This is a genomic window from Rhizobium sp. 01T437, from assembly GCF_056398505.1.
Genome location: NZ_JBFTPM010000040.1, coordinates 1 through 24,525, shown reverse-complemented (window position 1 = coordinate 24,525; position 24,525 = coordinate 1). Strand labels below are relative to the sequence as shown.

Below are 24,525 nucleotides of genomic sequence, written 5' to 3'. Positions count from 1 at the left end.
TGAAACACGCCCGCGGTTCACGCCGGACGCCTGACTGCGTCCGTCCGTATCCGATGGCCATCAATTTTGACCCGAGGACGCGATCTGGAGATCCGTCCCGAGAAGAGATCACCGATCATGAACAAGACTTCTTTTTCAGCAGGAGCGATGCTCCTCGCCAGCCTTCTGGTCGCCGGCTCCCCGACCGTTTCCTTCGCAGGCGCGCAGGACTACGAGTTCCAGCCGGTTTCGAGCAACGTCAAGCAGGGCCAGGGATCGCCGGTCTCCGTCCGCCTGGTCGACAAGCGGACCGGCAAGCCGGTTTCCGACGCCGTCATCTTCACCACCCGAATGGACATGGCCCCTGAGGGCATGGAGATGATGACGACGCCCGTCCAGGCAACAACGTCGACGGAGCCCGGCGTCTACGCCTTCAAGACCGACTTCACCATGGCCGGCAGCTGGCGCTTCAAGCTCGCCGCCAAGGTCCAGGGCGAACCGGACACCGTCCAGGGCGAACTCGTGCTGAAGGCGGTCCCTTGAGCACGCCATCGCGCGTGGCAGTCACGCTCTCCCTCGCCGTATTGCTCGGCGGGGGAGGCTATTGGGCTGGCACCAACAATTTGGCCTCCATCGTCGGCCTCGACCCGGTCGAGACGGCGCTCGCCACGCCGGCTGCTCCGGGCTCCGTTCCGACTGGCGTGGGCGCGGTTATCTACTACCGGCACCCCGACAGCCTGCCGCAGTTCTCGGCGCCCCCGAAAACCACCGGGGATGGCCGGCCATTCGTCGCTGTGCATGCGAGCGAGGACGTGAGCTTCGACGACAAGGTAAAGGCCCCTGCCCCTGCCCCTGCCCCTGCCCCTGCCTCCGCAGCGGCCGCGGATGGACGCATCCTCTACTACCGCAATCCCATGGGACTGCCCGACACGTCGAAGGTGCCGAAGAAGGATTCCATGGGCATGGACTACATCCCCGTCTATGAGGGCGAGCAGCCCGACGCCTCGACCGTGAAGGTCTCGCTCGGCAAGCTGCAGCGGACCGGCGTGAAGACGGCCGAGGCTGCGATGGCCAGTATCAGCCGCAAGATACGGGTGCCCGGCACAGTGACGCTCGACGAACGCCTTGTCAGCATCATCTCGATGCGCACCGATTCCTTCGTCGACGATGTCGCTGATGTCACGACGGGCGACCATATCGGCAAAGGCGAGACGCTCTTCCGCTTCTACTCCAGGGAAATAGCCACCGCCGCCTCCGAATACGCTGCCGGCCGCGACGGTTCGCGCGGCAGCGACGATGCCGGCTCGGCGCTACGCCTGAAGAACCTCGGCGTCCCGCAGGAAGTCATCGACGGCATCGCCCGGACACGCCAGGTGCCGACGAGCATGAGCTACACCGCCCCGCGCGACGGCATCGTTCTCGAACGCATGGCGACGACGGGCATGATGGCCAAACCCGGCGACGTGCTCTTCCGCATCGCCGATATTTCAAACATGTGGGTGATATCAGACGTGCCAGAATATGATCTGGCATCCGTGCGCAACGGAGCCGAGGTCAATGTCACCATCAGGAGCCTTCCCGGCAGGACGTTCAAGGGTGTCGTCGATCTGATCTATCCGCAGGTCGATATGCAGACACGGACGACGAAGGTTCGCATCGAGCTTCCCAATCCCGATGACCTGCTGCTGGCCAACATGTATGCCGACGTCGACATCGAGGCCGGCGCTCCCAGCCCCGTCGTCTCGGTTCCCAACAGCGCCGTCGTCGACACCGGCGACCGCCAGGTGGTGTTCATCGACAAGGGCGACGGACGGTTCGAACCGAGGGACGTCAAGCTCGGCCTACGCGGTGACGACAGTACGGAAATCAGGCAGGGCGTCGCCGCCGGCGACAAGGTAGTCGTCTCGGCCAATTTTCTGCTCGATGCCGAAAGCAACCTGAATTCGGCCCTCAGCGCCATGACCGAAGAGGACAAGCCATGATCGCCCGCGTCATCTCCTGGTCCGCCCACAATCTCGTCCTGATCTTCGTCGGCGCAGCACTTGCCGTGGCAGGCGGCGTGTATGCGCTGCGCTCCCTTCCGCTCGACGCCATTCCCGACCTCTCCGACGTGCAGGTCATCGTCTACACCGAATATCCGGGACAGGCCCCGCAGGTGGTCGAGGACCAGGTCACCTATCCGCTGACGACGTCAATGCTGACGGTGCCGAAGTCGAAGGTCGTGCGCGGCTTCTCCTTCTTCGGCGTGTCCTTCGTCTATGTGATCTTCGACGACGACACCGATCCCTACTGGGCGCGCAGCCGTGTCCTCGAATACCTGAATGCAGCGTCGAGCCGCCTGCCGCAGGGCGTCACACCGACGCTGGGACCCGACGCGACAGGCGTCGGCTGGGTCTACGAATACGCCCTCGTCGCCAAGGAACTGTCGCTCGCCGAACTGCGCTCGCTGCAGGATTGGGTCGTGCGCTTCGGCGTCTCCAAGTCGGAGGGCGTGGCCGAGGTCGCAAGCGTCGGCGGCTTCGTGAAGCAATATTCCATCGTCGTCAATCCTGCCCGCATGAAGGCGCAGGGCGTCTCGCTCGAAGACGTCGCCGGCGCCGTGCGCGCCAGCAATACGGACGTCGGCGGCCGGACCGTCGAGCTGTCCGAGTTCGAGTTCATGGTCCGGGGCCGCGGCTACCTGAAGGGCATCCCCGACATCGAGAACATCGTGCTGAAGAGCCGGAATGGCGTGCCGCTGCGCCTCGGCGACGTCGCCAGGGTGGAGCTCGTCCCGGACGAGCGGCGCGGCATCACCGAGCTCAATGGCGAGGGCGAAGTGGCGGGCGGCATCGTGCTGCAGCGCTTCGGAGCAAATGCCCTCACGGTGATCGACAATGCCAAGAAAAACATGGAATCGATCAAGGGCAGCCTGCCGCCAGGTACGGAGATCGTGCCCGTCTACGACCGCTCGACCCTGATCGAGGCAGCGATCGAGACCCTGAAGGGAACGCTGGTGGAGGAATCCATCGTCGTCGCGTTGGTGACGATCGCCTTCCTCCTGCACGTACGCAGCGCGCTGGTCGCGATCATCATGTTGCCGGTCGGCATCCTGATCGCCTTCATCGCCATGAAGCTGCTGGGCATCGGCGCGAACATCATGAGCCTCGGCGGCATTGCGATTGCCATCGGTGCGATGATCGACGCGGCCATTGTCATGATCGAGAACGCCCACAAGCATCTCGAACGTGCGCCACCTGACAAGTCGCGAGTGGAGATCCTCGTCGAGGCGGCGAGCGAGGTTGGCCCGGCGCTGTTCTTCAGCCTGCTGATCATCACGGTCTCCTTCCTGCCGATCTTCACACTTGAATCGCAGGAGGGCCGCCTCTTCGGGCCGCTCGCTTTCACCAAGACCTTCTCGATGGCCGCCGCCGCACTGCTCTCGGTGACGCTGGTGCCGGCCCTGATGGTTCTGTTCGTCCGGGGACATATCGTCCCCGAACATAAGAACCCGCTGAACAGGTTCCTCATCTGGGTCTACCGCCCGGTCATATCAGGCGTCCTCAAGATAAAGACACCGACCATCCTGGCCGCCGTCGCCATCCTGGCGGCGACCGTCTGGCCTGCGCAGCACATCGGCAGCGAGTTCATGCCCAATCTCGACGAGGGCACGTTGATGTACATGCCGACCACCCTGCCCGGCATATCCGTCACCAAGGCGGCCGAGCTGATGCAGACGCAGGACCGCATCATCAAGTCCTTCCCCGAAGTGCAGAGCGTGTTCGGCAAGGCCGGGCGGGCGCTTACCGCCACCGATCCGGCGCCGACGGAGATGTTCGAGACGATCATCACCCTGAAGCCGAAATCGGAGTGGCGGCCGGGCGTGACCGTTGACAGCCTCAAGCAGGAGATGGACACGGCGCTGCAGTTTCCCGGCGTCTCCAACGCCTGGACCATGCCGATCCGCGGCCGCATCGACATGTTGTCGACCGGGATCAGGACGCCAGTCGGCGTGAAGGTCTACGGCACCGATCTCGGCGAAATGGAGAAGATCGCCCGCCAGATCGAGAGCGTGCTGAAGACCGTACCCGGAACGTCGAGCGCCTACGCGGAACGGGTGATCGGCGGCTATTTTCTCGACATCGTTCCGGACCGCACCGCGCTCGGCCGCTATGGGCTGACGGTCAACGACGTCCAGAGCGTGGTCGGTATGGCACTCGGCTCCGAGGTCGTGACCACGGCCGTCGAGGGGCGCGAGCGCTACGGTGTGGCGATCCGCTATCCGAGAACCTTCCGCAGCGATCCGCAGTCGATCGCCAGGGATGTGCAGATCTCGCTGCCCGGCGGTGGAACGGTTCCGCTCGGCGAGGTGGCCGATGTCAAGCTGACCCGTGGCGCGACGACGATCCGCACCGAGAACGGCCAGCTCGCCGTCTATGTCTATGTCGACATCGCCAACCGCGACCTCGGCGGCTATGTTGCCGAGGCCCAGCAAGCGGTCGCAAAAAGCGTGAAGCTGCCGTCAGGCTATTCCGTCGCCTGGAGCGGTCAGTTCGAATATCTGCAGCGGGCCGAAGCTCGACTGGCGATCGTCGTCCCCCTGACTCTGGCGCTGATCTTCCTGCTGCTCTACCTGAACTTCAAAGCTTTGACGGAAACTGTCATCGTCATGCTGTCGCTGCCCTTCGCGCTGGTCGGCGGTATCTGGCTGATGTGGTGGATGGGCTTCAACGCCTCGGTGGCGGTCGCCGTCGGCTTCATCGCGCTTGCCGGCGTCGCGGCCGAGACCGGGGTGATCATGCTGATCTATCTCGACCACGCCATGAAGGAGCAACGCGAAGCCTGCGAACGGGAAGGTCGTTCCTTCTCGAAGCTGGATCTCAATCGGGCGATCATGGTCGGCGCGGTCGAGCGCGTCCGGCCGAAGATGATGACCGTCGTCGCCATCATGGCCGGTCTCGTCCCGATACTCTGGAGGACGGGAACCGGATCGGAGATCATGCAGCGCATCGCGGTGCCGATGATCGGCGGCATGGTGTCGTCGACGCTGTTGACGCTGATCGTCATCCCTGCAGTCTACGGCCTGGTCAAAGGATGGGGACTGCCGACCTCGTCCTCGGACGGCCGGTCCATCGAGGAAGACGAGCGCAGTCTTGAGGCCGCCGAATGAAAGGAGGATGCGATGATGAACGATATGACTGGCATACTGCCGAAGTCTTTGCTGCCGCTGCCGCCACCCTACCTTATCCGAAGGAGGAACTGATATGGCTACTGTCAGCGTTCGTTATATCGTCGACGACGTCGATGCAGCGATTGCATTTTATACGCAGTCGCTCGGCTTCGCGCTCACCATGCATCCGGCTCCGAGCTTCGCCATGCTCACCAGAGGCGATCTTCGCCTGCTCGTGAACGGCACGACGGGGCCAGGCGGCGCCTCTCAGCCCATGCCGGATGGACGCCGGCCTGAGCCCGGCGGATGGAACCGCATCCAGATAGAGGTCGAAAATATCGAAGACGAGGTCCAACGCCTGCGGACATCAGGCGCCAGATTTCGCAACGACATCGTCACCGGATTTGGCGGCAAGCAGATCCTCGTCGACGACCCCTCGGGCAATGCCATCGAATTGTTTGAGCCGCCGAAAAAATAGCTGCGCAGCGGCGGCCCTGAAATTTACAAGGCGTCGATCTTCATATTGGACTGCATTGTCTCATCCTCCGCCGCGCACCCGCGCGATCGGCGACGTCACGCCCCTCCCACGCCGAGGGCAACGAGAAGCTCGTCCAGTTGCTCGAACTGCTCGGGCATCCCGCCCTCCGCCCCGGAATTGGCGTCGAACGCTTCCTTCGAGGGATAGAGTTCGTGCAGGACCAGCAGCGTCTTGCCGCCTTTTTCCTCGAAGGTCACCGTGGTGATGGCAGCGTCATCACTTTCCTCATTCGTCCAGACAAGGCGCGCGTTCGGTATCACTTCGAGATACTTGCCGAAGAATTCCATGGCGCTCGAGGCATCGTGGCCAAACGCAATACGGTAGCCGCCTCCGACGCGAACATCCATGTCGCAGGAAAGCATGGGCACGCCCATCGACTTCGGCGCCCACCACCGCATGAACAGCTCTGGCTTGGTCCACGCCGCAAACACGATATGTACCGGGCCGTCGAAGGTTCTCCTAACGACGAGTTCACGTTCGGACGTCCGTTCCACCGTCGTGGGGTTCTTCGTGGGGATAGGCTTACTCTCCATCGTCCTTCTCCTTCTGTTTCAGTTCCTCGATAACCTTGTCCAATGCGTCGAAGCGTGCGTCCCAGAGCTGGCGGTAGCTCTCGATCCATGCCGCCTCTTCCTCCAGCCGGCGCGCACCGAGCTTGCAGGTGCGCACGCGCCCGACCTTCTCCGTGGTGACGAGCCCCGCCTGTTCCAGCACGCCGACGTGCTTCTTCATGCCCGTCAGCGTCATCTGGAATTTATCGGCAAGGTCCGTGATCGACGCGTCTGCACGTCCGAGCTGCTCCAGAACGCCGCGTCGTGTGGCGTCCGAGAGCGCGGCAAACGAGGCATCGAGGCGTGCTTTCGAATACTGAACCATATGGTTCAGTGTATAGCGCAGGGATGAGCGACACGCAAGGGGACCGAGCGGCTGCGTTGGCGATCCTGCCTGATCGAGCGCCTTTGCGTTTTGCCAATTATGGTTGCCCCTGATCGCATATGGGAACAATATACCCCCGCGATGCGAGATCGCCCCTCGGCCGAAGCCGACCGTGGCGACGACAGTCGATGTGTTTCACTTAATCCAAGCATGGAATTTCTCGCGGCTGTGTCGGCTTTCGCGATCGTAGCCTGGAACTCCGGCCCAAGAGGGTCGTGGGAGGAGAACCCGTTATGAAAATCGTCCTCATCGGAGGCACCGGCCTCATCGGAACGAAGACTGCAGCACGTCTGCGCGACAAGGGCCACGAGGTGCTGGCCGCATCCCCGAAAACCGGCGTCAACACCATTACCGGGGAAGGACTGGCGAGCGCGCTGGCCGGCGCCGAGGTGGTCGTCGATCTCGCAAACTCGCCGTCCTGGGAAGACCAGGCGGTCCTGGAATTCTTCGAAACATCGGGCCGCAATCTGCTCGCCGCAGAGCGCGACGCCGGCGTGAAACACCATATCGCCCTGTCCATCGTCGGATCGGAACGGTTGCCGGAGAACGGCTATTTCCGGGCCAAGCTTGCCCAGGAGAGGCTCATCAAGGGATCGCCGATCCCATACACGATCATTCATTCGACCCAGTTCATGGAGTTCTTGAAGGGCATCGCCGATGAAGCGACCGTCGGGACTGTTGCCCGGCTCTCTCCTGCAGCCTTCCAACCCATAGCGTCAGACGACGTTGCCGACATCGTGGCTGACGTTGCCCTTGCAAGGCCGGTCAATGGGATGATCGAAATTGCAGGTCCGGAGCGCTTCCGCATGAATGAGATCATCGGCCGCTATCTGAAGGCGATCAATGATCCGCGCACGGTCGAGGCGGATGTTCACGCGCGCTATTTCGGGTCTGAGCTGGATGATCGCTCGCTCGTGCCCGGCGAGGGTGCGAGGCTCGGCAAAATCGGCTTTGCAGATTGGTTTCGCCAGTCCCAATAGCCGAGATAGCTTGAGGCCCCCGGCAACCGAGCAACGCGATCTTTCAATGACTTGCGGGGGGCTTGCAGGCTCGAAACGCATTTTCGCACGGCAACGAAGAGGGTTGCGACAATGAATTTTGCCCTATCCGCATTGCTGGTGTCAGCCAGCATCTGTCTCTCCGGCACGTTGGCTGTCGCCGCCGAGGACACTGCAAAAGTAACATCGCTCATGAGCAAAGACCTTCCGGACTATCCGGGCAAGGAGGGGCTCATGATCTCGGTCGATTACGGGCCGGGAGGCTCCTCCCCGGTTCACAAGCACGAGGCGGACGCCTTCGTCTACGTCCTTGAGGGCTCGATCGTAATGCAGGTCAAAGGAGGAAAGGAAGTGACCCTGTCTCCAGGCGATACGTTCTACGAAGGCCCTTCCGACATTCACCTGATCAGCCGTAACGCGAGCAAGACAAAACCGGCGAAGTTCATCGTCGTGCTGGTCAAGAAAAAGGGCGCTCCGGTGGTGATGCCGGTAAAATGACGCACGGCCTCCAAGCGCCGAATTTTTGCGGTGCCGGCCGAACCAGCGCCGGCATCGCGCCCGGCTTTTGATCGTTGCGATATAGCCTCGGCACGAAAACATGGAGCGGATCGATGAAAGTAACGGTCATGGGAGCGAGCGGGCGCATCGGAACGCGCCTCGTTGAAAGCCTCAGGCAGGCGGGCGCCGGAGTCGTCCTGGCATCCCCCACTTTCGGGGTGAACAGCGTGACGAGGGAGGGCCTGAGAACCTCGCTCACGGGCGCGGACGCCGTCATCGACGTCACGAACGCGGCGTCCTTCGGAGACAATTCCGCTTTGGAATTCTTCAGGACCTCCACCCGAAATCTGCTGGCCGCCTCCGCAGATGCAGGGGTCGGCCACTATCTCGCTTTGTCGATCGTCGGGACCCCTCGCCTCGTCGAGAGCGACTACTTCCGCGCAAAGATGGTGCAGGAAAACCTGATCAGGGCGGCCCGTCGGCCCTATACGATTGTCCACTCGACGCAATTCTTCGAGTTCATCAGCGGCGTGATCGACATGGCGGCAGGCGATGACGGTATCCGGCTTCCTTCCGCCTCCGTGCGGCCGATCGCTGCCGATGACGTCGCTGACGTGCTCACCCGGCTGGCGTTGGAACCCCCGCTGAACGACACGGTGGAAATAGCAGGCCCGGAGCAGTTCCCCCTCGATGAAATCGCCCGCATGCTTGTCGCAGCCAACGAAGACATGCGCCCGGTGATCACCGACGAGACCGCGCGTTACTACGGCGTCGAACTGAACGACGACACATTGCTACCGCGTCACCTCGCCCATGTTGGTCCTATCAGGTTCGCAGACTGGCTGAACCGGTCAATGGCCGGTTAGGGCGTCAATCCCCGCCCGAAGCTGACATCGCCTTTGTGTTTTCATGGCCGTCGTGGCAACCGATTTCTTCTGCTCTCGACAGCCGCGCCTCGATCTCCATCGATTCCTAAACTGTACGTTGCCGCCTCACGCAGCAGCGAGTTGAGGCGCGCGCGGCAGCGTGATTGCAAAGACGACTAGGCCAAGAAGCGTCAAGAGGAACCCGGCCCAGACCGCCGAGAGAAGACCGAATCCGGCCGCGATCGCCGCTCCGCCGGCCCAGGCGCCGATGGCGTTGGCGACGTTGAGGGCTGCCAGGTTCATGGCGCCCATCAAAGTTGGCGCTTCCGGCGCAAAGCTTGTCAATCTTACTTGGATCGTAGGGATAGCAATCATCATCGTAGTGCCGACACCGAAGAGGCCGATCATCAGCAGCACGACATTTCCTCCGAACGATGCGAGGACCGCCAGTACGATGAGCGCACTGCCGAAGCCAACGACGAGCCCCCACGAAGGGTGGCTGTCGGCGATACGTCCGCCGATAAGGTTCCCTGCCGTCATGCCGATACCGAAGAGGGCCAGCGCCAGCGGGATCCATGCCCTGTCGATGACTGCGACATCGGCCACGAACGGTCCGATGAACGTGTAGACGGCGAAGATGCTCGCCACGCCCAAGGCGGCGACAAGCATCATGTTCCAGACAGAGCCTCGGCGGAGCGAACTCAGTTCCTGTGCGATCGGCCCGCCGTCCAGCGCCTCGGTCCGCGGCACCCATGCCCAAAGCGCCAGAAGCGCCAACACACCCGTGCCGGCAACGGCGAAATAGGTGTTCCGCCAGCCGAGGTTCTGGCCAAGAAAGGTAGCGAGCGGCGAGCCTATGATGGTCGCAATCGTCAGTCCCGTCATGACGAGGGCAAAGGCCTTGCCGCCATGTCCAGGCCCCACGATATAGGAGGCGACGACGGCGCCGGCACCGAAATAAGCGCCTTGGGGCATACCGCTAATGAAGCGGGCGAGCGCGAACATGCCGAGATTGGCGGCAAGCGCGGAGAGCATATTGCCGACGACGAAAAGGCCGAGCAATGCCAGAAGCAGGCTCTTCCGGTTAAGTCGGGCGGCAGCGAGCGTGACAAGAGGGGCACCGATCACCACCCCGAACGCATAGGCCGTGATCGCATTTGTTGCCACCGGAATGCTGACATCAAGGCTTTCGGCAAAGAGCTGCAGAACGCCCATGCTGGCGAATTCGGACGTCCCGATGCAGAAGCTTCCGAGCGCCAGCGCAAACAGCGTCAAACCGCGACGCCGGTGTTGCGCCGCATCCGTGCAATGGATTGCCACCGCCTTGCATTGCGGTTCGAAGGCCTTTTGGAACATGTTCAAACTCCTGTGCTGCACCGCTCGGCGGCTGCATTGATAAGTGCCAGCCTCGATCCGCGTCGTACACTCGCTAATTCACAGGTTCCGGCGCGACCGCGATGCCGTCGGGACTTGACGGCATCAGAACTTCACGACTGCCCGCCCGACGACTTTATTGTCCCGCTGGAGATCGAGATATTCGTTGATCTCATCGAAACTGATTGTCTTGATAGTGTGTTGGATCCTGCCTGCGGCGGCGAGCGCCATCACCTCGCTGAGGTCGGCGTTATTGCCCCAGAAAGACCCATGAAATGTCTGCTCGCCGGAGACTCGTGGGAACAACGGAATGTCGATGCGATCGGCGATGAAGCCGACATCTGCATAGTGGCCACTGATCGCCAACAAGGCGAAACCCAGTTGCATCATCTCCCGCGCGCCAGCGCAATCGATGATCGCATCGAGCTTGTCCTGCCCGGTGGCCTTCTTGAGCTCCTTGCCGATATCGCCAGCGGACCTGCCCTTGATATCGATGATGTGGTCGGCTCCATAGCTCTTTGCGATGGCCAGCTTGTCCGGATTGCGGGCGAATGCAACGACGACCGCACCAGCGCCAAGCAGCTTGGCATATTGGACCGCGTAGGCACCGAGGCCGCCGATGCCGAACACGCCGATCACCCGATCAGGTCCGAGGCCACCGGCATCGCGGATCTTCTTGATGCCGCGATAGGGCGTCAATCCGGCATCGGTGAGTGGAGCAAGCTCTTCAAATTTCAAATGCTTCGCGACCTTGATCACGTAGCGTGCCGGAACGGGAATATATTCCGCAAAGCCGCCATAGGTGCCGAAGCCGGGCCAACGCACGTTGGCGCAGATATGCGTGTTGCCGACCTGGCAATGGCGACATACGCCATCGCCCCATCCGGGCGCGACCACGACATGATCACCTTCTTCGAGCCCTGCGGCCTTCGGAACAACGCTGCCAATTTTGTCTATCGTGCCGGTAATCTCGTGGCCCGGGATGACCGGCGGCGGGATATCGCCGTAATTCTGGAAAAATCCGTCGACCAGAAGAACGTCGGAGCGGCACATCCCGCATGCCGCAACCTTGACCAGAACTTCGTCCGCGTTGATATCGGGAACCGCTATGTCTTCCAGGACGAGCGGCTTGTGATATTGGAGTATGCGCGCGGCTCTCATGGGTTTCTCCTCTCCTCGATAATCTTGGCTTCGTCGACGGCTGCCTCTGCAACCGCAATATTCTGCTCAATCCTTCCGGCACTCTTCGTAAGGGCGTTAAGACGGTATGGGCGCGTTGTCTCAGTTCGACGGCGCGGCCGCGCTAGTGATAAAATCCACCACGTCCTGGGGATGCGAAAGCATGACGGCGTGGCTGGAGTCGACTTCAATGACCTTGGCGCCGGCACGCGCTGCCATGGAACGCTGCTGGCTGGGCGGGATCATGTGGTCGTTCTTTGTCACCATGAAGTAGGTGGGCTTGTCCTTCCACGCCGGCGCGGTGACTTTGGCCTCTACAGCACCGAGCCCCCAGGGAACCTGAGACTCGGCCATGAACTTGGTCTTGGCGGGATCGACGTCCGCTGCGAAGGACGTCGGGAACTTCGCCGAGTCTACCAATAGGAACCCGTCGCTTGGCGGAAGCAGCGGCGCCTTGTCTTCGCCCGGCGTCGGCGCCGTGGCGATGTCGTAGACCGACTCGCCTGCTTCAGGCGCGAATGCCGCCAGGTAAACCAGGCTCTTGACCTTGGGTAGGCTGCCGGCCTCGGTAATGACGGCCCCGCCATAAGAATGGCCTACCAGGACGACCGGTTTGCTGGCTCGGGCAATGACCTGCCTGGTGGCATCGACATCACCCTGCAGGGTAATCGTGGGATTCTGGACAGCCAGTACCTCGTAACCGTCGGCGGAAAGGATGTCGTGGACCTCCTGCCAGCCCGAGGCATCGACGAACGCGCCGTGCACCAGCACGATGGACACAGGCTTGTCGGCTGCGTGGCCGACGACGGCGGAAGCGGCAGTGATCATGACAGCGAGCAATCCTGTTATCGCGCTTTTCATCGCAGTCTCTCCCCTGGGTTAATCGACCTCGACTGGGTCGAGAGTGATCGGTGTTCGGTCGGCGAGATCGCCGATCCCCGCGGCATAGTCTTTGAAATGCGCAGTATCGCGATGCGAGGCGACGGCCGCTTCGTCGACATAAAGTTCATCGAGCACGAAGCGGTCAGGATTGGCCTTGTCTCGCCAGATATCCCACCGCAGATTTCCGGGCTCGGCCCGGCTGCGTACTCGCATTGCCGAGAGAAACGCTCCGAGTTCGGATGCCTTGCCGGGGCGCGCGGTCAGGATACCCACAATCTTCCTGTGAGTGGACATGGTTCATTCCTATCTGATGCGCGAGCCGCGCAATGCCGGCCCCTGCCTGCAAGAGGGCGGGTCGTGACGACATGCCCGGGTTGCTCAGAGACTTACGCCCGCTCGTTCAGAGCGGCGAGCAGCTGTTTTGCGAGCGGTCCCGCCGACGCGGGATTCTGGCCGGTGATGAGGCGGCCATCAACGACAACGTGAGGTTCCCAGTTGGACGTAGACGAGTACTCGGCGCCTTCCGCCCTCAATGCGTCCTCGAGTTCATAGGGTACGTCATCTCGTGCATAGTCATATTCCTCCTTTTTCGAGAAGGATGTGAGCTTCTTGCCACGCACGAACGGAGTGCCGTCACCGAGGTCCACGCCGAGCAATGAGCACGGGCCGTGACAAACAGCGCTCACGAGCTTGCCCGTGCTCCAGGCGCGCACGACGGCCTTCTGGACATCGGCATTGCGCTGGATGTCGACCATCGGCCCGAGGCCGCCGGGTATCAGGATGGCATCGTAATCCGCGGCGTCCACCTCAGATAACTTGCGGCTGTGATTGAGGCGACGAAAGGCCTTGCTCTCGAGAAATCCGTTCTGAGCAGGGTCCTTCTCGTCATACGCGTCGTACGGCGTCCATCCCCCGGCGGGTGAGGAAAACTCGACTGCGATCCCGGCCTTGTCGAGCACATCGAAAGGATGAGCGACCTCGGCGAAAAAGAAGCCGGTCTTTCGACTGTGCGGGCCAATCACGGGTGCGTTGGTGACGATGAACAAGACGTGTTTTGTCATGGCTTTCCCCTTGAAAATGATTCAGTCGAGGATGCGGCTTGAAGGCGGCGTCCGCCGTCTCGATGGCGGTGGTCACCTCGCACCGATGCGACAGCATCACTGCCTGGCCGCTAACTAATTCCGTAGCCTGGCGCTTTTGCGCTTCGCCACCATTCGCCGCGTGCTCGGCAATCCTGTGCCGATCCGCGCCTCACGCGACCGCAACCTCACCATCGCCGCCTGGTGCCGTTGGACCCATAGCCGCTCCCTGAGGTGCTGAATTCCTTAAATGACTTCTTCAAATGCTCGGCCGCTTGGGCGCCGCACGTTGTAAGCGGCCATCCGCGACCCGATCCATGCGTCGGACAACTGGATCTCTACTCACGCAGCGAGTTTACATGGAATGCCGCGTGCCGCCGGTTAATCATGGTAAAATTTGGTAATGAGCTCCGACGACGAGACCTTCTCGCCAGCTGGTCCCGCTCCAATAGGCGCCGACGCGCCTGATATCCCGGCCGAAAGCCTTGGGCCTTCGTCGCTAACTGAATCAGTTCTGCTCGAACCGGCGCAGGATTGCCTGGGATGCTCGCAATACTGGCCGAGAACGATTATTATAGATTGATTATTCGCAATTTATTTATGATCGTCCGAGTGCGTCGGGTTTCGCGTTCGATAAGATTCATCTGAGCACCGCGCCGCGATCCGTTTGAGCGGCTCGCGGGTTTCCGCTGTTTTGTGCCAACATTCCAGCGGGCGCCCAGATAGGCCTCATAAGCAGCCCCGCAATTGGACGCTGCCCCTTTCGCTTCGGTGGCTGGTCAGCAGACTGCTATCAAGTTTTGTTCGGCAAGAAGGAATCTTGAGGGAAAAGATTGTGACGAGCGACCTTGCCGAGCGGCTTTCCCGGTCCTTCTCCTTTGGGCCTTTCGTGCTCATTCCCGAGCGCCAGTTGCTCTTGCAAGGCGATGCCCCTGTTCGGATAGGAGGCCGCGCTCTGGACATCCTGACGACACTGGTCGAGCGCCCAGGGGAACTCGTGAACAAGCGCGAATTGATCACACGCGTTTGGCCGGACGTCGTTGTCGATGATGGAAACCTTAAGGTCAACATGGCTGCCTTGAGGCGAGCCCTTGGCGATGGCGCTGGAACGACGCAATATATAGCGACGGTTACAGGGCGGGGCTATCGGTTCATTGCGCCAGTCGAGGTCAACAGATTGTTTGGCTTCGCGCCACCCGCAACGGCAGCGAGAATGCGCAGCCACAATTTACCGATCGCGACAACGAGGGTCTTCGGGAGGGCCGATGCGATTGAAGCCATCAGACGCGAGTTGAATTCATCCCGGTTGGTGTCGGTTGTCGGTGCCGGTGGCATCGGAAAGACGACGGTTGCGCTGGCCGTCGCCGAGCAGACGATCGGGGTGTTTAGAGACGGTGTCTGGCTGATCGATCTGGCGCCGTTAAAGGATTCGTCGCTCGTGCCCTATGCCGTCGCGGCTGCAATCGGTCTGGCAACGCACTCTGCGAATATGCTCGCTGCATTAGGCAGCTATCTCCGCGATTGCGAGATGCTCCTCGTGTTCGATAATTGCGAGCACATCATCGAAGCGGCTGCTTTTTGTGCGGATCGGATCCTGGCCGAAGCGCCGGGCATCAGGATTCTCGCCACCAGCCGAGAGCCGCTCGGTGTGAGAGGCGAACGCGTCCGCAGGCTGTCGGGGTTGGACGCGCCACCCGCGTCGTCTGACCTGAAAGCTGCGGAAGCGCTCAGGTATCCCGCCATTCAACTCTTCGTAGACCGAGCGACCGACAGGCTTGAGTCGTTCCAGCTCAGCGACACCAACGCGCTGACGGTCTCGGAAATTTGCCGGCGGCTCGATGGTCTTGCGTTGGCGATTGAGCTTGCGGCGACCCGCGTGGATTCCTTCGGCATGGACGGATTGCTCGCGCATCTGGACGGTCGTTTTCGCTTGCTGAGTGGGCATCGCGTCAGCCCCGAGCGCCATCGAACGCTGACGGCAATGATCGACTGGAGCTACGATATTCTCTCTGAGAGCGAATGCGCGGTCATTCGCCGACTGTCGGTCTTTTCCGGTTCGTTCAGTCTCGATGCAGCCTGCGCCGTCGCCGGTGACGGTCTCGAACGAGTGCGGGTAATCGATGCCGTGGCCAACCTGGTCGCAAAATCTCTGCTTTCGGTGGATGTCGTTGCCGACAAGCTTGCCTATCGCCTCTTGGAGACGACGCGCGGATACTGTCTCGAACGGCTGCAGCTGAGCGGCGAGGAAGAGGTAGTCCGCCGTCGGCACGCGGCGCATATTTGTGCGGTTCTGGAGCACGCAGCGAGCGAATGGACTCAAATGCCGGCCCCGGATTGGGCACATGCCTATGGAGGCGCGCTCGACGACCTGCGCTCGGCGCTGGACTGGATCGGATGGGCTGCCGCGGATAGATCGCTGTGCATCCGGCTCTCTGTCGCGGGATGCCTCCTCTGGAACCACTTCTCTCTTACCGAAGAATGCCGCGTTCGCGTAGCGCGGGCGCTTGAGGAACTGGATGCAGCGGGACTTGTCGGAACGGCGGCCGAGATGCAGCTTCAGGTGTCGTTCGCAGGCGCGACGATGTTCATGCGTGGCGCCATACCCGAGGCAATGGACGCCATGCGACGGGCGTTGGAAATTGCCGTTCGGATCGACGACGTCGACCATCAACTCCGTTGTCTGCGGATGATCGCTACATATCAGTTGTTCGGCGGCGAACACGATGCCGGGATAGGAACGCTTGAGACCTTCGTTTCAGTCGCCGCCGCGGCGGACCCCTCCGCGTTGCCGGCGGGCGAAACGCACTTGGCCGTAGCCGACTTGTTCATCGGCCGACTTGAAGGCGCCCGGCAACGGATTGAGCGTTTTTACGGCAACTATTTGAAAGACTCCAACGATCCGCGCTTCGCACGTTTCCTGTACGATAGAAACGTCGACGTCGGGAATATCCTGTCGCACATCCAGTGGCTCACGGGTCTACCCGACACAGCCGCGCGTACTGCGGAGGTGACAATCGCGCTCGGGCGAAAGACCGGGCATGAGCTTTCGCTGAGTAATGCACTCGCATGGGCTAGCCTGACCTTCCTTTTGAGCAGGCGTTACCAAGAATGCGGCCGCTTTGCCGCGATGCTCGACGAGCAAATCATACGGCATGGCATTGTCATCTGGCGGCCGGTTGCAACCTTCTGTCGCGGTGCAGCGGCATGCGCTCAGGACCACACGGCGGCCGAAGGACTGGGTCTGCTTGAGCAAGCTGTCGGGGAGTTCCGCACTATCAGGCATCTGGCGCGGTTCCCCTTCTATCTCGGCGGTTTTGCGGACGCATTAGCCAAGTGCGGCCGCCTGGTGGACGCCGCCACCACCATCCTGGAAGCGCTCGATTGCGCCCATGCGCAGAACGAGCAGTGGTGCGTTCCCGAGCTTCTACGCATCCGGGCCTCAATTCTAATGGCCGAGGTCCGGCCTGATGAGGCGGAGACGCTCCTCATCGAGTCGATCGCGCTGGCCCAGGAAATCGGCGCGTTGTCGTGGCGATTGCGATCAGCCTGCGATCTCGCAAAGCTCTGGCGTGTCTCGTCGCGAACGCATGATGCACGCAAGATGTTGCAACCTATCTATAACGAATTCACCGAAGGGTTCGAAACGCACGACCTTGCCGCCGCAGCCGACCTGCTCGCCTCACTCGGACACCTTTAGACATGGCGGGGCACGCTTCCGCTTCCTAAGGAGGTTTGGTCTCACCAAATACCCGGCAGAAGCCGCCATCGGACCCGCGCGGCGTAATCCGAGTAGCCCGCAAGCTCCGCGCGAAGAATTCGGTCCTCCGTAATGGTACGGTAGAGCAGAAACGGCAGGCTAAAGAGCACAACGGACGCATCAATGGCTGGGTCGGGTGGTGAACGCATATCTCGCAAGCTCGCGGCGCTGGCGGCCAAACTCCGCTGAGGCCGGCGGGCTGTCGAGTGGGACTGCACAAAAATCGAGAATACTCACTGAGGGACGAGACAATGGACGATTTTCATACGAAACGCATGATCCTTGAATTCCTGAGAAAGCACACCTTGGCGGTCATCGCGACATGCCATCGTAATGGAACGCCGGAGGCTGCTACGATCGACCTCTCGGTGCGCGACAATCTTGAGATCGTGTTCAGCACTTTCAAGGACACGCGAAAGTTCGACAATCTCGCGGAGCGTCCCGGCGTCGCGTTCGTAGTCGGATGGAACGACAATATCACGGTTCAATACGAGGGTGAGGCAACAAAGGTTCCTGCCGCGGATATCGAACAATACCAGGAAGCTTATCTCAACAGCCTTCCGGCCGACAGGGAGTTCATCGACAGAGGGGCCGTGCTATTCAAAGCGACGCCGCGGTGGATTCGATATTCCGATTTCAACAAGGAGCCTCCCGAACTGATCGAGATTCAATTCTGACAGACGCAACGGCTTCGGGTCGCCGTCCGAGGGCGTCGGCTAAATCGTGACACCCGCCTTGAGGGCAAGATAACCTAGAGGATCGCGGCGGCTCAGCAAACCCGATCATCAAGACAAATGTGGGCGCTCCCAACGCTCGCGAATCATGGGCTCGGGCGACGTGTTTCGTTCTCGGGATGACCAATCGCGATGACCCCGAACGAATGCGTTGGGCCAGACTGGTGTTCGAACTGGCCGAGCGCATCGCTACACTTCAGCCCGGGAACCCTGCGCCGCTGTCGCGCGGTGCAGTAGCGCTTGCGATGTCTGGCTTGGGCCAACAGGGACGGTTTTCCGCTGAGCAGCTCCTGAAAATGCTCAGCCCGCGTTCGTCTCTTCCGGCGACCGTCCGTAGGCGCTCAGGATGGCCCTGATGAGGCCGGGGAAGCGTTCATCCACTTCTTGGCAGCGCGAGTGGTTGCGCATCTCCACGCCATGACGCTCGCCGCGGATCAGGCCGGCCTCGCGCAGCACTTTCATATGCTGCGACAACGATGATTTGGGGATGACGCGCCCGCCCAGATTGGAAAGCGCAGTGCACGTGCCGCTGGAGCCGAGGCCCGCGATTTGCGCGAAGATCGCCACGCGCTCGCGGTCGGAGAGCGCATACAGGATCGCTTCCGGCTTTAAGTCCTCGACGGCTGGATGAAAAAGCGGTCTCATGAATTTGATATAGGGCCACTTGAAATCGAGATCAACAGTTCCGAATTTCTGAACTATGGAACAATGCCGTCAACCCCGGCGGCAATCCAGGTCGAAAGGAACTGATATGTCTAAGCTTGCTGGAAAAGTCGCCGTCGTGACGGGAGCCTCCAAGGGGATCGGCGCTGCGATTGCCAAGGCGCTCGCCGCTGAAGGTGCAAAAGTGGTGGTGAACTACGCCTCGAGCAAGGCGGGTGCAGACGCCGTCGTCGAGACGATCACTGCCGCCGGCGGCAAGGCCGTCGCGGTACAGGGAGATGTTTCCAAGGCGGCACAGGCACAGGGATTGATCGACGCCGCAGTCAGGGAATTCGGCCGTCTCGACGTGCTGGTCAATAATTCCGGCGTCTACGAATTCGGAGCGATCGAAGAGATCACCGAGGAACACTATCACCGCCAGTTCAACGTGAACGTTCTGGGCCTGCTGCTGACCACCCAGGCCGCTGTCAAACACATTGGCGAGGGCGGCAGCATCATCAATATCTCGTCCGTGGTAACGAGCCTCACTCCCCCCGCTTCGGCCGTCTATACCGGCACCAAGGGAGCCGTGGACGCCATCACCGGCGTGCTCGCCAAGGAGCTTGGCCCGCGCAAGATCCGCGTCAACGCCATCCTTCCCGGCATCGTCGAGACCGAAGGCACGCACACCGCAGGCTTCATCGGCTCCGATTTCGAGCGCACCGCGGTGACCCAGACCCCGCTCGCACGCATCGGCCAGCCCAACGATATCGCCACGGTCGCGACCTTCCTCGCTTCTGACGATGCCGGTTGGCTGACTGGCGAACGACTGGTCGCCGCCGGCGGTTTCCGCTGATAGACGATTGATGCTGCTGCGTGCTCTTTCAGGGAGCACGCACCCTGCCCCGGTTGCCGGTGCACGCGCCGGCTTGCGAGGCGGGATCAGTCCGGAAACTCTTCCCAGACTTCGGCATAGGCCTTGAAGCCGATACGCTCGTAGGTGGCTTTGGCTTTGGGATGATCCCAGGTGTCGGTGTGGAGCCACACGCGATCAGGCCGATGAGCCCATATCGCCCTGAGGGACCAATCCAACAGATAGGGCCCGAGACGACGGCCCTGGACCTCGGGAACGAGGCCAAAATGCTTCAGCTCCACATCCCTTTCGCCGACATCAGCGAATTCACAGAGCCCGACCGATCGTCCGCCGTGCCGCAAAATGTAGAGTGCAGTGGAACGGCTGCGTAGAAACGCCAGAAGCCCTTCCCTCGTCATCCGCAGACGCTCGTCCCATTGCAGGGGCATCCCTATGGATTGATAGAGGCGCAGATAATCGTCCGCATCAGGACGCTCCTCCGCGATGCTGGCAGCCGCAAGCGGAGACGACAAGGCAGGCCCACGCGGCGGCGCAAGCTGTTCCATATATGTAACGAAAAGACGGACCATAGATGCGGGGACTCAACAACTGCCGATTGATAGCAGAGCCGGTTCATGAAATCGACGTCTCACATGGCCTGAGGAGAAGAAGCGCAAGCGGTGTCGCAATCCCACCGCCATGTACGATCGTCCATTGCAAGGATCGAATTGACCCTCCATAGTTGCGATTAATGCGAAGATGGGTAGTGATGCTTCGACAAACTTACGATCGAAAGGTTCAGCTCTCCGCTTCCTTGCCATATGAAAATGATTTGGGAGAGATGGATGACGGAAGCCGAACGCGTCGATCAACTGTTCGAGGCCTGGAATAATCAAGAGTCGCCCGGCTGCGCGGTTGCGGTTATACGCGATGGCGATGTTATCTATAAGCGCGGCTTCGGCATGGCCAATCTGGCCCATGGCATCGCGACCGGGCCGTCCACTGTCTTTCATTCGGCATCCGTCTCCAAACAGTTCACGGCATTTGCAATCCTGCTGCTGTCATCAGAAGGAAAACTGTCGCTCGATGATGCCGTGCGGAAATACGTGCCCGACCTGCCCGATTTCGGCGCGCCGATCACGCTGCGACAACTTCTCCACCATACCAGCGGCCTCCGCGATCATTGGGAATTGCTGTCCCTCGCAGGCTGGCGTTACTCCAAGGACTTGATCACCGACGACGACATCCTCGCCGTCGTCTCCCGGCAGCAGGATCTGAATTTCCAACCGGGCGACGAACACCTCTATTGCAACACGGGTTATGCCTTGCTGGCGCAAGTCGTGAAGGCGGTCAGCGGCCAGTCCTTGCGTGCCTTTACCTCGGCCCGGATTTTCGAACCCTCGGCATGCGCAATACGTTCTTTCGCGACAACTATGCCGAGGTCGTCAAGAATGTCGCCGACGGCTATGTGGGGACGGAGTTCGGGGTAGAGATCTCGAACACCAATTTCGACACTGTGGGCGCGACCAGCCTGCTGACGACAGTCGAAGATCTCGCGCTTTGGGACGAAAATTTCTACCATGCGCGTGTGGGAGGACCTGAAATCATCGCAGCGATGATCGAACGCGGCCGCCTGAACGATGGCAGTGAAATTGGCTATGCCTCGGGCCTCGGCATCGGTACCTATCGCGGCACGACGATCGTCGAACATACCGGCGGCGATGCCGGCTTCCGCTCCGATATCATCCGCTTTCCCGAGCAGCATTTCTCCGTGGCGATCCTCGCCAATTTCGGATCGATCGTGCCCAGCGCCCTCGTCCGACAGATCGCCGATATCTATCTCGCGGATGTGTTGCAGCCGGTACCGGAGCCCACGCCGAACCCGTTCCCACAGCCCGACGCAGATGCATTGGAACTGCTCACCGGCTATTACGCCGAGCCGCGACTAGCCGGCCGCGTCGCCCGTCTCGCGCCGCATGAAGGGAAGTTGCTGGTAGGCTATGACATCGAGTATGGCAGCTATGCCCTTGAAGCAGTGGATGATCGTCGTTTCCGTTTCAGCGATTTCCCGAACTATGAGATCGAGTTGGAGCAACAGAAAGGTGAGCCCGCGACCGAGCTGACGTCCTATCTCGACGGCAAGCGCGAATACCAATACCGGCGAGTGTCGGCATATACGCCTTCGCCAATGGAGCTTGCCGATCTGGCCGGCTCCTATCGTCCGGTCGAAAACGACATGCCCTATGAGGTGAAGGTCAGGGAGGCGGGCCTGGTGTTCAAGTCAGCGAAGTCCCGAGAAATCACACTGACAGCCGTCGCGCCGGACCATTTTCTCGGCGATGGCGACCGGTTCACCTTCACCCGCGACGGAGACGGCCGGGTCAACGGCCTGCTGATGAACAGCGGTCGCGTCCGCCATTTCCGCTTCGACCGGCTTTGATCGTAAGCGGTATCCGCCATCCCCCGTTCATTCTGCCCATGTCGGCGACGAAGTCGAAGTCCATTATCGCTGGCATCCGTATTTCGGCCAAAAGGTGTCTGTTCGGCGCGTCGAAGAACGAGCGACAGGTCGGTTTTTGAAGGTTTTGGGACCGACAGGTGTCGTGATCGCGATTTCGGGGTGGATGATTGATCCTGTGGTGTGCAGCGGCATGACCATGGGAACGGCACGCGTCGATCTTGCGGCGCTGATCGAACTGAACAGACTGGTCTCAGGCGGTGCGAAGGCGGCACTCTTCCGAGGTGAACATAGAATCACTCAGGAGGAAGATGATGAGATCCCGCAACACGCTGGTGCCGGCGTCGGGCCGGCAGCTCGACCTGATATTCAAAACCCGCACGCTCGACGGACTGAGCGACAAGGATCGCAAGAAGGCGATATCAACACTGGCTTGCCTGCTGATGCAGGCGGCCGGTCTGGCCGTCGAGGAGCTCAACGATGATCAGCACTGATCTGATTCCGACAGTGCTGCTTGAACGCAAGGCCGTCGTTTACGTTCGGCAGTCCACTCAGTCACAGGTGATGACCAATCTGGAAAGCCAGCGACGGCAGTATGACCTTGTTGACGTCGCACGACAGCGCGGCTTTCTCGACGTTGAGGTCATCGACGATGACCTCGGACGCTCCGCCAGCGGAACGGTCGCGCGCCCCGGCTTCGATCGTCTCGTCGCCCTGCTGTGCGCCGGCAAAGTTGGTGCCGTTTTATGCTTCGACGCCTCACGGCTCGCACGTAACGGCCGCGACTGGCACCATCTGCTCGAACTATGTGGCCTCGTTGAAGCCCGCGTCATAGATCACGATGGTGTCTACAATCCATGTCGGCCCAATGATCGTCTGCTGCTGGGGATGAAGGGCAGTATCAGCGAGTTCGAACTTGGCGTGCTGAGAGCCCGCATGCTCGATGCCGCCAGATCGAAAGCGCGCCGTGGCGAATTGCGACTTTCCGTTCCGTTCGGCTACATTTGGCATCGGGAGGCGGGGCTTGGACTGGACCCCGATCTGCGTCTGCAAGACGTAATCCGATCTATATTCGCACGCTTCCACGAGCTTGGAAGCGCGCGTCAGGTGCTGCTGTCGATGACGAAAGATCAAATCCACTTTCCGCGGCCGTCGGATGAAAGGCGCATGACCAACTTCGTCTGGACGCCGGTCCGTTATCGCAATGTAATCGGCATCCTCAAAAACCCCTTCTACGCCGGCGTCTACGTCTATGGGAAGAGCGAGAAGCGGACTGCCATCGTTGATGGACGAGCGCGTCGCAGCTATGGGCATGGCAAGCCTGTCGGCACCTGGGAGGTGATGATCCGGGATCATCACGAAGGTTACATCAGTTGGGACGAGTACGAGCGCAACCAACAGCAATTGGCGCTCAATAATTATGGCCGCTCGGGCGGGACTAAATCGGGCCGTGGCGGCAAAGCGTTATTATCGGGACTCCTGACCTGCGGACGGTGTGGGCGGCGGCTGAGTGTTGCTTATACGGGCAATCCACACAATCCTGTCTATCGCTGCGACAAGCAGAATCTAATGATGGGCTTGCCCCGGTGCATGACGTTCGGTGGCCCGAAGGTCGATGCGGCGGTTGCGCGCGAGTTGTTGCGCGCGGTAGAACCGTTAGCGATCGAAGCGACCTTTGAAGCAGAGCGGATGCACCGGGAGCGGCAAGAAGACCAGCGGCACATTCACGACCTGGAGCTACAACAGGCTCGCTACGAGGCCAGCCTGGCTGAGCGTCGCTATGCGGCATGCGATCCCGACAATCGTCTCATCGCCGCGCAGCTTGAGAAGAATTGGGAAACTGCATTACGCCGCGTGCGGGATCTGGAGGAGCGCAAGCCTGCCGACAGTCCTTCGACAATAGCGGTCGATCCAGGCACTTTCGCGAACTTGGCCGACAATCTCTTAGCTGCCTGGGAGTCGCCCGATGTGACCATGCGCGTGCGCCAGCAACTGCTGCGTACACTCATCGCCGACATTGTCGTTGATGTCGACGATGCGGTGCGTGACGTCGTGCTGACGATCCATTGGAAGGGCGGCCAGCATTCGGAACTCAAGGTCCGTAAGCCTCAGACCGGTGAACACGGTTGTGCCACCACTGAGGATGCCCTGGCGGTGATGCGCAGCATGGCTGGTCGCTGGTCCGATGAACATATCGCCGCGTCGCTGAATCGAATGGGCATGCCAACGGGGCAAGGAAAAACCTGGACCGCCCATCGGGTCGCTTCTGTAAGGCGGGTACGTGCGATCCACGCGTACAAATCAGCCGACAAAGACGGCGAATGGCTGACCATGACTGAGGCTGCGGCGGCATTAGGCGTAACTAACCATCGAATACGCCATCTGATAAAGATGAAGGTGTTGTCCGCCGAACAGGTGGTTCGCGGTGCGCCGTATCAAATCAGGGTCAGCGACCTGGCTTCTGCGACGGTCCAAGCCGCGATAGCCCTGAAGGGCCGCCCGTGTCGCATTGCTGACACGGAGACGCTTCCAATGTTTACAGATACTTAGAGAAGGAGCGCACAATGACTCAGGTCCGGCAATCGGTCAGGTCCGGCAATCGG

Annotated in this window: 23 protein-coding genes; 14 read left to right on the top strand and 9 right to left on the bottom strand. The window is 60.9% G+C overall.

Features of this window, described 5'->3' with window-relative positions; translation table 11 throughout:
- Positions 1-147: 147 nt before the first annotated feature.
- The 4 genes from AC1DM5_RS35165 (at position 148) to AC1DM5_RS35150 (ending at position 5,606) form a co-directional block, all read left to right on the top strand.
- Positions 148-522 carry a FixH family protein gene (locus AC1DM5_RS35165; RefSeq protein ID WP_477823904.1) on the top strand — a complete coding sequence of 125 codons (375 nt, stop codon included), beginning with the start codon at positions 148-150 and terminating at the stop codon, positions 520-522.
- Complete coding sequence (locus AC1DM5_RS35160; RefSeq protein WP_477823896.1) at positions 519-1,961, top strand: efflux RND transporter periplasmic adaptor subunit; 1,443 nt, start codon at positions 519-521, stop codon at positions 1,959-1,961. Before AC1DM5_RS35165 ends, AC1DM5_RS35160 begins: the two co-directional genes overlap by 4 nt.
- Positions 1,958-5,128, top strand: coding sequence for an efflux RND transporter permease subunit (locus AC1DM5_RS35155; protein ID WP_477976824.1), 3,171 nt, complete (start codon positions 1,958-1,960; stop codon positions 5,126-5,128). The genes AC1DM5_RS35160 and AC1DM5_RS35155 overlap by 4 nt, the downstream gene beginning before the upstream one ends.
- 94 nt (positions 5,129-5,222) lie before the next feature.
- On the top strand, positions 5,223-5,606 hold the full coding sequence (locus tag AC1DM5_RS35150) for a VOC family protein (protein ID WP_477823894.1): 384 nt from the start codon (positions 5,223-5,225) through the stop codon (positions 5,604-5,606).
- Between the two features lie 95 nt (positions 5,607-5,701).
- Here AC1DM5_RS35150 and AC1DM5_RS35145 read toward each other — a convergent pair whose 3' ends face one another.
- Entirely contained in the window at positions 5,702-6,199 is a 498-nt protein-coding gene (locus AC1DM5_RS35145) for an SRPBCC family protein (protein ID WP_477823893.1), read from the bottom strand.
- On the bottom strand, positions 6,189-6,542 hold the full coding sequence (locus AC1DM5_RS35140; protein WP_477823892.1) for an ArsR/SmtB family transcription factor: 354 nt from the start codon (positions 6,540-6,542) through the stop codon (positions 6,189-6,191). Before AC1DM5_RS35140 ends, AC1DM5_RS35145 begins: the two co-directional genes overlap by 11 nt.
- Positions 6,543-6,835: 293 nt before the next feature.
- On the opposite strand from AC1DM5_RS35140, the gene AC1DM5_RS35135 reads away from it, so the two are divergent.
- The 3 genes from AC1DM5_RS35135 to AC1DM5_RS35125 all read left to right on the top strand — a co-directional run bounded on the left by AC1DM5_RS35135 (position 6,836) and on the right by AC1DM5_RS35125 (position 8,964).
- Positions 6,836-7,582 carry an SDR family oxidoreductase gene (locus tag AC1DM5_RS35135; RefSeq protein WP_477823891.1) on the top strand — a complete coding sequence of 249 codons (747 nt, stop codon included), beginning with the start codon at positions 6,836-6,838 and terminating at the stop codon, positions 7,580-7,582.
- A 111-nt stretch (positions 7,583-7,693) separates the two neighbouring features.
- On the top strand, positions 7,694-8,098 hold the full coding sequence (locus AC1DM5_RS35130; protein WP_477823890.1) for a cupin domain-containing protein: 405 nt from the start codon (positions 7,694-7,696) through the stop codon (positions 8,096-8,098).
- A 113-nt stretch (positions 8,099-8,211) separates the two neighbouring features.
- Entirely contained in the window at positions 8,212-8,964 is a 753-nt protein-coding gene (locus AC1DM5_RS35125; protein ID WP_477823889.1) for an SDR family oxidoreductase, read from the top strand.
- Positions 8,965-9,090: 126 nt separating this feature from the next.
- Here AC1DM5_RS35125 and AC1DM5_RS35120 read toward each other — a convergent pair whose 3' ends face one another.
- From AC1DM5_RS35120 to AC1DM5_RS35100, 5 genes are all read right to left on the bottom strand, one after another.
- Positions 9,091-10,320, bottom strand: coding sequence for an MFS transporter (locus AC1DM5_RS35120; RefSeq protein WP_477823888.1), 1,230 nt, complete (start codon positions 10,318-10,320; stop codon positions 9,091-9,093).
- A gap of 123 nt (positions 10,321-10,443) precedes the next feature.
- Complete coding sequence (locus AC1DM5_RS35115) at positions 10,444-11,499, bottom strand: NAD(P)-dependent alcohol dehydrogenase (RefSeq protein ID WP_477823887.1); 1,056 nt, start codon at positions 11,497-11,499, stop codon at positions 10,444-10,446.
- 120 nt (positions 11,500-11,619) lie between these two features.
- The gene (locus tag AC1DM5_RS35110) at positions 11,620-12,378 is read right to left on the bottom strand and encodes an alpha/beta hydrolase (protein ID WP_477823886.1); all 759 of its coding nucleotides are present in this window, start codon (positions 12,376-12,378) and stop codon (positions 11,620-11,622) included.
- 18 nt (positions 12,379-12,396) lie between these two features.
- Complete coding sequence (locus tag AC1DM5_RS35105; protein WP_477823885.1) at positions 12,397-12,693, bottom strand: putative quinol monooxygenase; 297 nt, start codon at positions 12,691-12,693, stop codon at positions 12,397-12,399.
- Positions 12,694-12,785: 92 nt separating this feature from the next.
- Positions 12,786-13,460, bottom strand: coding sequence for a type 1 glutamine amidotransferase domain-containing protein (locus AC1DM5_RS35100; RefSeq protein WP_477823884.1), 675 nt, complete (start codon positions 13,458-13,460; stop codon positions 12,786-12,788).
- An 853-nt stretch (positions 13,461-14,313) separates the two neighbouring features.
- Between AC1DM5_RS35100 and AC1DM5_RS35095 the strand changes: the two genes are divergently transcribed.
- Both AC1DM5_RS35095 and AC1DM5_RS35090 read left to right on the top strand, forming a co-directional pair.
- Positions 14,314-17,175, top strand: coding sequence for an ATP-binding protein (locus AC1DM5_RS35095; RefSeq protein WP_477976830.1), 2,862 nt, complete (start codon positions 14,314-14,316; stop codon positions 17,173-17,175).
- Positions 17,176-17,510: 335 nt separating this feature from the next.
- On the top strand, positions 17,511-17,912 hold the full coding sequence (locus AC1DM5_RS35090) for a pyridoxamine 5'-phosphate oxidase family protein (RefSeq protein ID WP_477823882.1): 402 nt from the start codon (positions 17,511-17,513) through the stop codon (positions 17,910-17,912).
- A gap of 357 nt (positions 17,913-18,269) precedes the next feature.
- Here AC1DM5_RS35090 and AC1DM5_RS35085 read toward each other — a convergent pair whose 3' ends face one another.
- Positions 18,270-18,614: an ArsR/SmtB family transcription factor gene (locus AC1DM5_RS35085; RefSeq protein WP_477823881.1), complete on the bottom strand. Its 345-nt coding sequence runs from the start codon at positions 18,612-18,614 to the stop codon at positions 18,270-18,272.
- Positions 18,615-18,720: 106 nt separating this feature from the next.
- On the opposite strand from AC1DM5_RS35085, the gene AC1DM5_RS35080 reads away from it, so the two are divergent.
- Entirely contained in the window at positions 18,721-19,467 is a 747-nt protein-coding gene (locus AC1DM5_RS35080) for a glucose 1-dehydrogenase (protein ID WP_477823880.1), read from the top strand.
- Between the two features lie 86 nt (positions 19,468-19,553).
- Here the strand turns inward: AC1DM5_RS35080 and AC1DM5_RS35075 are convergent, their stop codons facing one another.
- The gene (locus AC1DM5_RS35075) at positions 19,554-20,030 is read right to left on the bottom strand and encodes a GNAT family N-acetyltransferase (protein WP_477823879.1); all 477 of its coding nucleotides are present in this window, start codon (positions 20,028-20,030) and stop codon (positions 19,554-19,556) included.
- Between the two features lie 279 nt (positions 20,031-20,309).
- On the opposite strand from AC1DM5_RS35075, the gene AC1DM5_RS35070 reads away from it, so the two are divergent.
- From AC1DM5_RS35070 to AC1DM5_RS35055, 4 genes are all read left to right on the top strand, one after another.
- The gene (locus AC1DM5_RS35070) at positions 20,310-20,954 is read left to right on the top strand and encodes a serine hydrolase domain-containing protein (protein ID WP_477823878.1); all 645 of its coding nucleotides are present in this window, start codon (positions 20,310-20,312) and stop codon (positions 20,952-20,954) included.
- Positions 20,870-21,904, top strand: coding sequence for a serine hydrolase domain-containing protein (locus AC1DM5_RS35065; RefSeq protein ID WP_477976822.1), 1,035 nt, complete (start codon positions 20,870-20,872; stop codon positions 21,902-21,904). Before AC1DM5_RS35070 ends, AC1DM5_RS35065 begins: the two co-directional genes overlap by 85 nt.
- Positions 21,905-22,236: 332 nt before the next feature.
- Entirely contained in the window at positions 22,237-22,416 is a 180-nt protein-coding gene (locus AC1DM5_RS35060) for a hypothetical protein (protein ID WP_025393262.1), read from the top strand.
- On the top strand, positions 22,403-24,472 hold the full coding sequence (locus AC1DM5_RS35055) for a recombinase family protein (RefSeq protein ID WP_011649403.1): 2,070 nt from the start codon (positions 22,403-22,405) through the stop codon (positions 24,470-24,472). The genes AC1DM5_RS35060 and AC1DM5_RS35055 overlap by 14 nt, the downstream gene beginning before the upstream one ends.
- Positions 24,473-24,525: the final 53 nt, after the last annotated feature.